The following is a 6,573-nucleotide window of genomic DNA, read 5'->3' on the forward strand; positions in this document are numbered from 1 at the left end:
CTCCGTCATCCATTACCTCGTGGCCAAGATCGTCCGGCCGTTGATCTTTCAGCGGGGATGGTGCGGATGGTCCTGCTGGACGGCCATGATCCTGGATGTGCTCCCTTTCCGCCGGCGGTTGCCCGGGAGACTGCCGGCGCCGTGGGGATTCCTGCGCTACCTGCATTTCGCGCTCAGCCTGGGGCTGGTGCTGTGGCTTTGGTTTGCGCGCGGATATCGGCCGGCCGAGCAGGGGGTGGATGAACTCCACTGGCTGTTGGCAGGCAACGCCCTGTATTATATTGCCGGCGTAGCCCTGGCCGTCATTCTGCGGGACAACCGCGCCTTCTGCAAATATCTATGCCCCATCCCCACGCTACAGAAACTGCCGGCGCGCGCGAGCGTGTTGAAGATCGCCGGCGATCCCGACCGGTGCGACGAGTGCGGCGCCTGCCTGCGCGCCTGCCCGATGGATATCCGGGTGTTCGAGTACGTGCGCCGGCGCCGGCGGGTGCTTTCGACGGAGTGCATTTTTTGCATGGAATGTATATTCGCCTGCCCGCGTGGGGCTTTGCAGGTGAGCGCCGGCCTGGATGCCGGCGGCCCCGAACTCCTGCGGTACCGCTAACGGGGCATCCCTCTGCTGTCAGGGAGGTATCTTCTGGCCTTTATATCGGCACGTTGACAGCTTCGTAAATTACCTGGTTGCTCTTTCGCCAACTTGTCATTTTCTCTCTATCGGCTTACAATTAGCTCGCATGGGTGGGATGAGGTTACCCGCGAGAGGTGCGGATCGGTGACTTTATCTTCTCTGGTAGATTGATACCATGAAACCACAGTACCGCACCTATGTCCAGGTGATCTTGCTCAGCCTGGCCTGCGTCATCCTGATCTGGCTCGCGGATGCTGTCCTTGACGCGCGCTATACCTCGCAGACCCTCTGGCAGTCACTGCTTTCCCTCCGTCCCCACGAGTATATCCTGCGGGGGATCCTGGTGTTCCTCGGGCTGGTGGTGGCGCTGGAAAGCACTGCCCTATGGGAGGCGCGTGCGCGCGCCCGCCGGCAGCTCGAGGAAAGCGAGGCCAGATACCGCGCCCTCTTTGAGGCGGCGCCGGCCGGCGTCTTCCTCGAACTGCTCGACGGCACCATCGTCGAATGCAACGACCGCGCCGCCGAAATGCTGGGCTATACCAAAGAGGAGTTGTGCGGGAAGAATGCCGCCGACCTGGTACCGCCCGAGATCGCCCAAACCTTCCCCGCCCTCATTGAGCGAGAGCTTCAAAACGGCTGGGCCATGGTGGAGGCGAAGGCCAGACGTAAAGACGGCTCGTTCTTCCCGACGGAAGTGGGTACGCGCCTGATCCATCTGGCCGGCGTCCCCTATGTGGTCGTCTATGTCCAGGACATCACCGCCCGCAAAGAGGCCGAGATGGCGCTGGCCGCAGAAAAAGAGCGCCTGCGCGTCACCCTGCGCTCCATCGGCGAGGGCGTCATTACCTCCGACGTGGACGGCAGAGTGCTGTTGATGAATCCCATCGCCGAGGAGCTGACCGGCTGGCGCCAGGAGGAGGCGCTCGGACTCCCCATGGACCAGGTGATGCAGACCCTGGATCCGATACGCCGGGAGGTCCTGCCGCCTGGGACGCTGGCCGTGCTGGCCGACGGCCGGTCGAAGCCGCTGGAGCGCTACGAGTGTTTGCTGGTCGGCAAGGACGGTCGGGAGCATGTGATACTGGAGACCACCGCCCCCATCCGCGATGACGCCGGCCGCGCCCTCGGCGCCGTCGTGGTCTTCCGCGATATCACCGAACAGCGCAAAATGGAAGAGGAGCGCCAGCGCGCCCTGCGCCTGGGCTCGCTGGCCAAGGTCGCCAGCGGCATCGCCCACGACTTCCGCAATTATCTTTCCTCCATCCTGACCAATGTCTCCCTGGCGGAGCTGTGCCTGGACCAGCCGGCGGAGGCCCGCGAGGCCATCCGGCGCGTGCGGCAGGCCATCAAGCTGGCCCAATCGCTCACGGAACAACTGCTTCTCTTCTCCAGCGGCCGCGAGCCGGAGCGCCGGCCCGGGAGCATCGCCGACGTCATTACCGTCGCCGCGGAGCTGGCAACCAGCGGCACATCGGTCACCTGCCGGCTCTCCCTCCCACCGGACCTGTGGCCCATCTCCATGGATGTCACCCAGATGAACCAGGCGTTCAACAACCTGGTCCTCAACGCGGTGCAGGCCATGTCCCAGCAGGGTGTGGTGGACATCGCTGCGGAAAATCTCTTTCTGCCGGAGAACAGCGCACTGCCACTGCCGGCCGGCCCCTACGTCCACATCACCATCCGCGATTACGGCCCGGGCATTCGGCCCGATGACCTACCGCACATCTTTGACCCCTACTTCACCACCCGGCTCAACGGCACCGGGCTGGGGCTGTCCGTGGCGCACAGCGTGGTCCAGCGTCACGGTGGGCATTTGACCGTGGAATCTGTCCCCAACCAGGGGAGCACATTCCACATCTACCTGCCGGCGGTCGAGCCCGCCCCGTCCACCACCACTCCTATCATGGAGCGTCCAGCGGCAGGACATCAGCACCGCATCCTGGTCCTGGATGACGATGAGGCGCTCTGCATCTCCCTGAGTCTGGCCCTGAACTATCTGGGCTATTACGCCGAGTGCGCTCGCACTGGCGAGGAGGCCCTCGCCCGCTTCGAGAAGGCGCGCGCCGCCGGCCAGCCGTTCCACGCCGTCATCGTGGACCTGGCCATCGCCGGTGCCGGCATGGACGGCAAGCAGACCGCCCGGCAAATCCTTCAGCGAGATCCCGATGCGCGGTTGATCGTCACCAGCGGCCTGCAGGATGACCCAGCCTTCTGCCGCTATCAGGAATGGGGGTTCGCCGCCGCCCTGGCGAAGCCCTTCGACATCTCCGACGTGGTCCGCACGCTCCAACAGGTGCTGGGCTGATTGGGCCGGACACATCCCGGCGGCTGAGGCCCCAGTGACATCTGCGAGGCCTGCCGGCGCAAGCTTTTCCAGCCCCAATTTGGACTGCCAGGCGACGTAGGCCGGCGTCCCCTTTCCCCGTTCGTTTGGCATCTGACCAGATTATGTTATAATGTCACCGCTTGAGCGCATTACGGCCGCGAAGGAGGGTCATTCCGGCAGGAAAGCCGCCTATGGGAGAATGGATTCGCCGCTTCAGCGATCACATCATTGCCGCCGCATCCGGACTGCTGAGCCTTTGCGTGTATTCTGCCACCCTGGCTCCCTCGGTGCTGATGGCAGATGCCGGCGAATTCCAGTTCGCCGCCCCTCTGGCGGCCATCGCTCACCCTACCGGCTATCCCCTGTATCTCATCCTGGGCTGGCTGTGGAGCCGGCTCTATCCTTTCGGCACGCCGGCCTACAAGATGAACCTGCTGTCGGCAGTGTTCGCCGCCGCGGCTGTGGCGGTCATGTACCTGGTGGCCCTGCGCGTCATTCGCATCGCCGGCTTCCTGCGCCACCCCGGCCTGCACCGCGGCATCGCCCTCCTCGCCGCCCTGCTCCTGGCCTTCTCCCCTGCTTTTTGGAGCCAGGCGGTGATCACCGAGGTATATGCGCTCAACGCCCTGCTCATCGCCGGCCTGCTCTACACGCTCCTGGGTTGGCTCCAGGGAGACCGCGGCTGGAAGGGCCTGATCCCCACAGCGCTGTTCTTCGGCCTTGGGCTGGCCCATCACCGCACCATCATCCTGTGGCTGCCGGCCATCGTCCTGACCATCTGGCTGGCGGAGGCCGGCAGTCGGGAGAAGCGGCTGGAGTGGAAGCATCTGGCCTGGCTCCTGGCGCCGGCCCTGCTCCCCTTGCTGGTCTATCTGTACGTGCCCATTCGAGCGCCGGCCACGCCGTACCTGGAAATCCCCCTGCGCCCAGGAGAACCACTGCGGCTGTATGACCCATCCCTGGCCGGCTTCCTCAACTATGTGCTGGGGCGCTCGTTCGAGGGTGCCGTGCGCCTGCGACTGCTCACGCCGGCGCGGCTGGAAATGGCCATCGGCCTGTTGAATCAGCAGTTCACCCCGGTGGGCATTATCCTCGGCCTGCTGGGCTTCGCCTGGTTGATTTGGGAGCGGCGCTGGCTCCTGTTCGCCCTCACCGCCGGCGCTTTCCTCCCTCTGCTGGGCTTCAACCTCATCTACGGCATCGGCGACATCGCCGTCTTTTTCATCCCCGTGTATCAGATCTGGGCGATTTGGATGGGCCTCGGCACGGCCTGGCTCTGCCGGCAGGCCGGCGACTTGATGGTGCGCCTGCGAACCCGCTCGGCGCGCAACGGTCTCCTGCACTTCGGACGCTTCAGCGTGGGCTCCCACCATTTCGCCGGCCTGGTGGTGCTGGCAGTGACCTTTGCCCTGCCCGTGTACCTCTTCTTCCAAACGCTTCCCCACGTTGACCGCCATACGGACTGGCAGGCCTGGCTCTTCTGGAAGCGCATCCTGGCCCAGCCCCTGCCGGCCGGCGCTGTGCTCATCAGCAATGACCGCGACGAAATCATGCCCCTGTGGTATTTCCAGTACATCGAGGGCCAGCGCCCGGACCTCATCGGCCTCTTCCCGCAGGTGGTGATGAACGATCCTGGGTGGGAGGACATCGGACAGGTGGTGGACCAGGCACTGGCCAGCGGCCGGCCGGTCTACCTCATCAAACCCATGCCCGGCATCGAGGTGAAATACCGCCTGACGCCCGCCGGCAGTGGCCTCGTGCAGGTCACGGGGTATGCGGCGGAAAGCCCGCCTCAGCGGCCGGCGGATGTGACCATCGGCGATGTGATACGCCTGGTGGGATATGACCACTCGCCCTACAGCGTCGTCCCGGGGCAGGACCTGACAGTAACCCTCTACTGGGAACCGCTGGGGCGCATGAACACCAACTACAGCAGTTTTGTCCAGCTCCTGGACCAGGCCGGCAACCGCGTGGCCGGCAGTGACCATCTGCCCGGCGGGGATTATTACCCCACCCGCTTGTGGAAGCCCGGCGAGCGGCTGGCGGACACCCATCACTTCACCGTGCCGGCGGACCTCCCGCCCGGCCCGTATCAGCTTTTCGCCGGCCTGTACCTGTACCCTTCCATGGAACGGCTCGGCGATGCCCGCCTGGGCTTTGTCGGGGTGAAGACCACCATCGAGAGCACCCCCCGCATCATGCCCCATCCGCTCCAGGTGCGCTTTGGGGATGTTATTCAGCTCTGGGGATATGAGTTCCGCAAGGAGGGGCAGTCCATCCTCTTGACCCTGGAGTGGCAGGCGCTCCGAGAGATGCCCATCAATTACACCACCTTCGTCCATCTGGTGGACAGCGCCGGGAACATCGTCTCGCAGGCGGACAGCCAGCCGCGCGGCGGTTCCTATCCTACCTCCATCTGGGACAAGGGGGAGGTGGTCATTGATGCCTACCGCCTGCCCATTGAGCTGGATACGCCGGCCGGCGAGTACTTCCTCATTATGGGGCTGTATCAGCTGGAGACGATGCAGAGACTGCCGGCGTTCGATGAGCACGGCAATCCGCTGGGGGACGCCATCCTGCTGACCAAGATTACCTGGCCCTGACGGCCGCTTATTCCCCTAACAGCGACCTTGCCCAGCGTGCCACTGCGCTCCCCGGTGCCAGGTCCACTGCCCGCTGGAGGGCCTCGGTGCCGCCCTCCGTGTCCCCGCCGGCCAGGCGCGCTGCTCCCAGATGCGCCCAGGCGCCGGCATACCGCGGATCACGCTCCACCGCTAGGGACAGCATATCCACCGCCGGCCGAAGCTCGCCGGCCAGGTAATAGGCCCAGCCCAGCAGGTCCAGCGCCTCCGCGGAACCGCCGCTGAGCTGAACGGCCTCCCGGGCAATCGGGATGCCCTTTTCCCGCAACTGATATGCCCGCTCCACGTAAAAACGGGCCACTGCCAGCGCGAGGGCCGGATCATCGGGGGCCAGCCGGCGCGCCTCCTCCAGCTCCGCCTGCGCGCCGGCGTAATCCCCCTCCGCGGCATAGGTCAGTGCGATGTCCACATGCACCGCCGGATTGTCGGGGTCCAGACGCAGGACGGTCTGAAACTCCTGGCGCGCCGGCCCGCTCAGCCCGAAACGCAGATGATAGCGGCCGAGAAAGTAATGCGCCAGCACACATTCGGGGTCCAGCTCGAGGGCATGCTGGAAGGCTTCGCTCGCCGGCCGGCCCAGCTCCGCCAGCACTGCACCGCGGTACGCATGCGCCTCCGCATAGGCCGGCTCCAGGGCGACCGCCCGCTCCAGCATGCGCAGGGCGAACCCATGCTCCCCCTGCTGGAAAAGGAGAATGCCGGCCTGCGCGAAGGCGTGCGCGTCCGATGCTGAGTGTGCGAATATCCGGAGCACTTCGCCGGCGGCCTGGGCGCAGGGAGCGCTGGACGACGCGGCGCGTGTCAGGACGTCCGGGTCATATCCTTCCGCACGTGCCAGCGAGAGCCATGCCAGATGACAGAGCGTCTCCGGGTCGTCTGGGGCCAGCGTGAGCAGAGCTACCCAATGCCGCGCTGCCTCCGCATCCTCGCCGGCCGCCTCAGCCAGCTTCGCCCGCCCGCGATGAGCGGGGGCG

At 65.5% G+C, this 6,573-nt stretch carries 4 protein-coding genes; 3 read left to right on the forward strand and 1 reads right to left on the reverse strand.

Annotated features, from left to right (window positions below):
- The 3 genes from H5T60_10275 to H5T60_10285 form a co-directional block, all read left to right on the forward strand.
- Nucleotides 1-607, forward strand: a 607-nt coding sequence (locus H5T60_10275; protein ID MBC7242816.1) for a 4Fe-4S binding protein, incomplete at its 5' end; no start/stop codon positions are given.
- A 199-nt stretch (nucleotides 608-806) separates the two neighbouring features.
- Entirely contained in the window at nucleotides 807-2,936 is a 2,130-nt protein-coding gene (locus tag H5T60_10280) for a PAS domain S-box protein (protein MBC7242817.1), read from the forward strand.
- A gap of 212 nt (nucleotides 2,937-3,148) precedes the next feature.
- On the forward strand, nucleotides 3,149-5,560 hold the full coding sequence (locus tag H5T60_10285) for a DUF2723 domain-containing protein (GenBank protein MBC7242818.1): 2,412 nt from the start codon (nucleotides 3,149-3,151) through the stop codon (nucleotides 5,558-5,560).
- Between the two features lie 7 nt (nucleotides 5,561-5,567).
- Here the strand turns inward: H5T60_10285 and H5T60_10290 are convergent.
- Nucleotides 5,568-6,573 (reverse strand): tetratricopeptide repeat protein (locus H5T60_10290; protein ID MBC7242819.1); only part of this gene is annotated, 1,006 nt, incomplete at its 5' end.

This window comes from Anaerolineae bacterium, assembly GCA_014360855.1.
In the GTDB taxonomy this organism is placed as follows: domain Bacteria; phylum Chloroflexota; class Anaerolineae; order JACIWP01; family JACIWP01; genus JACIWP01.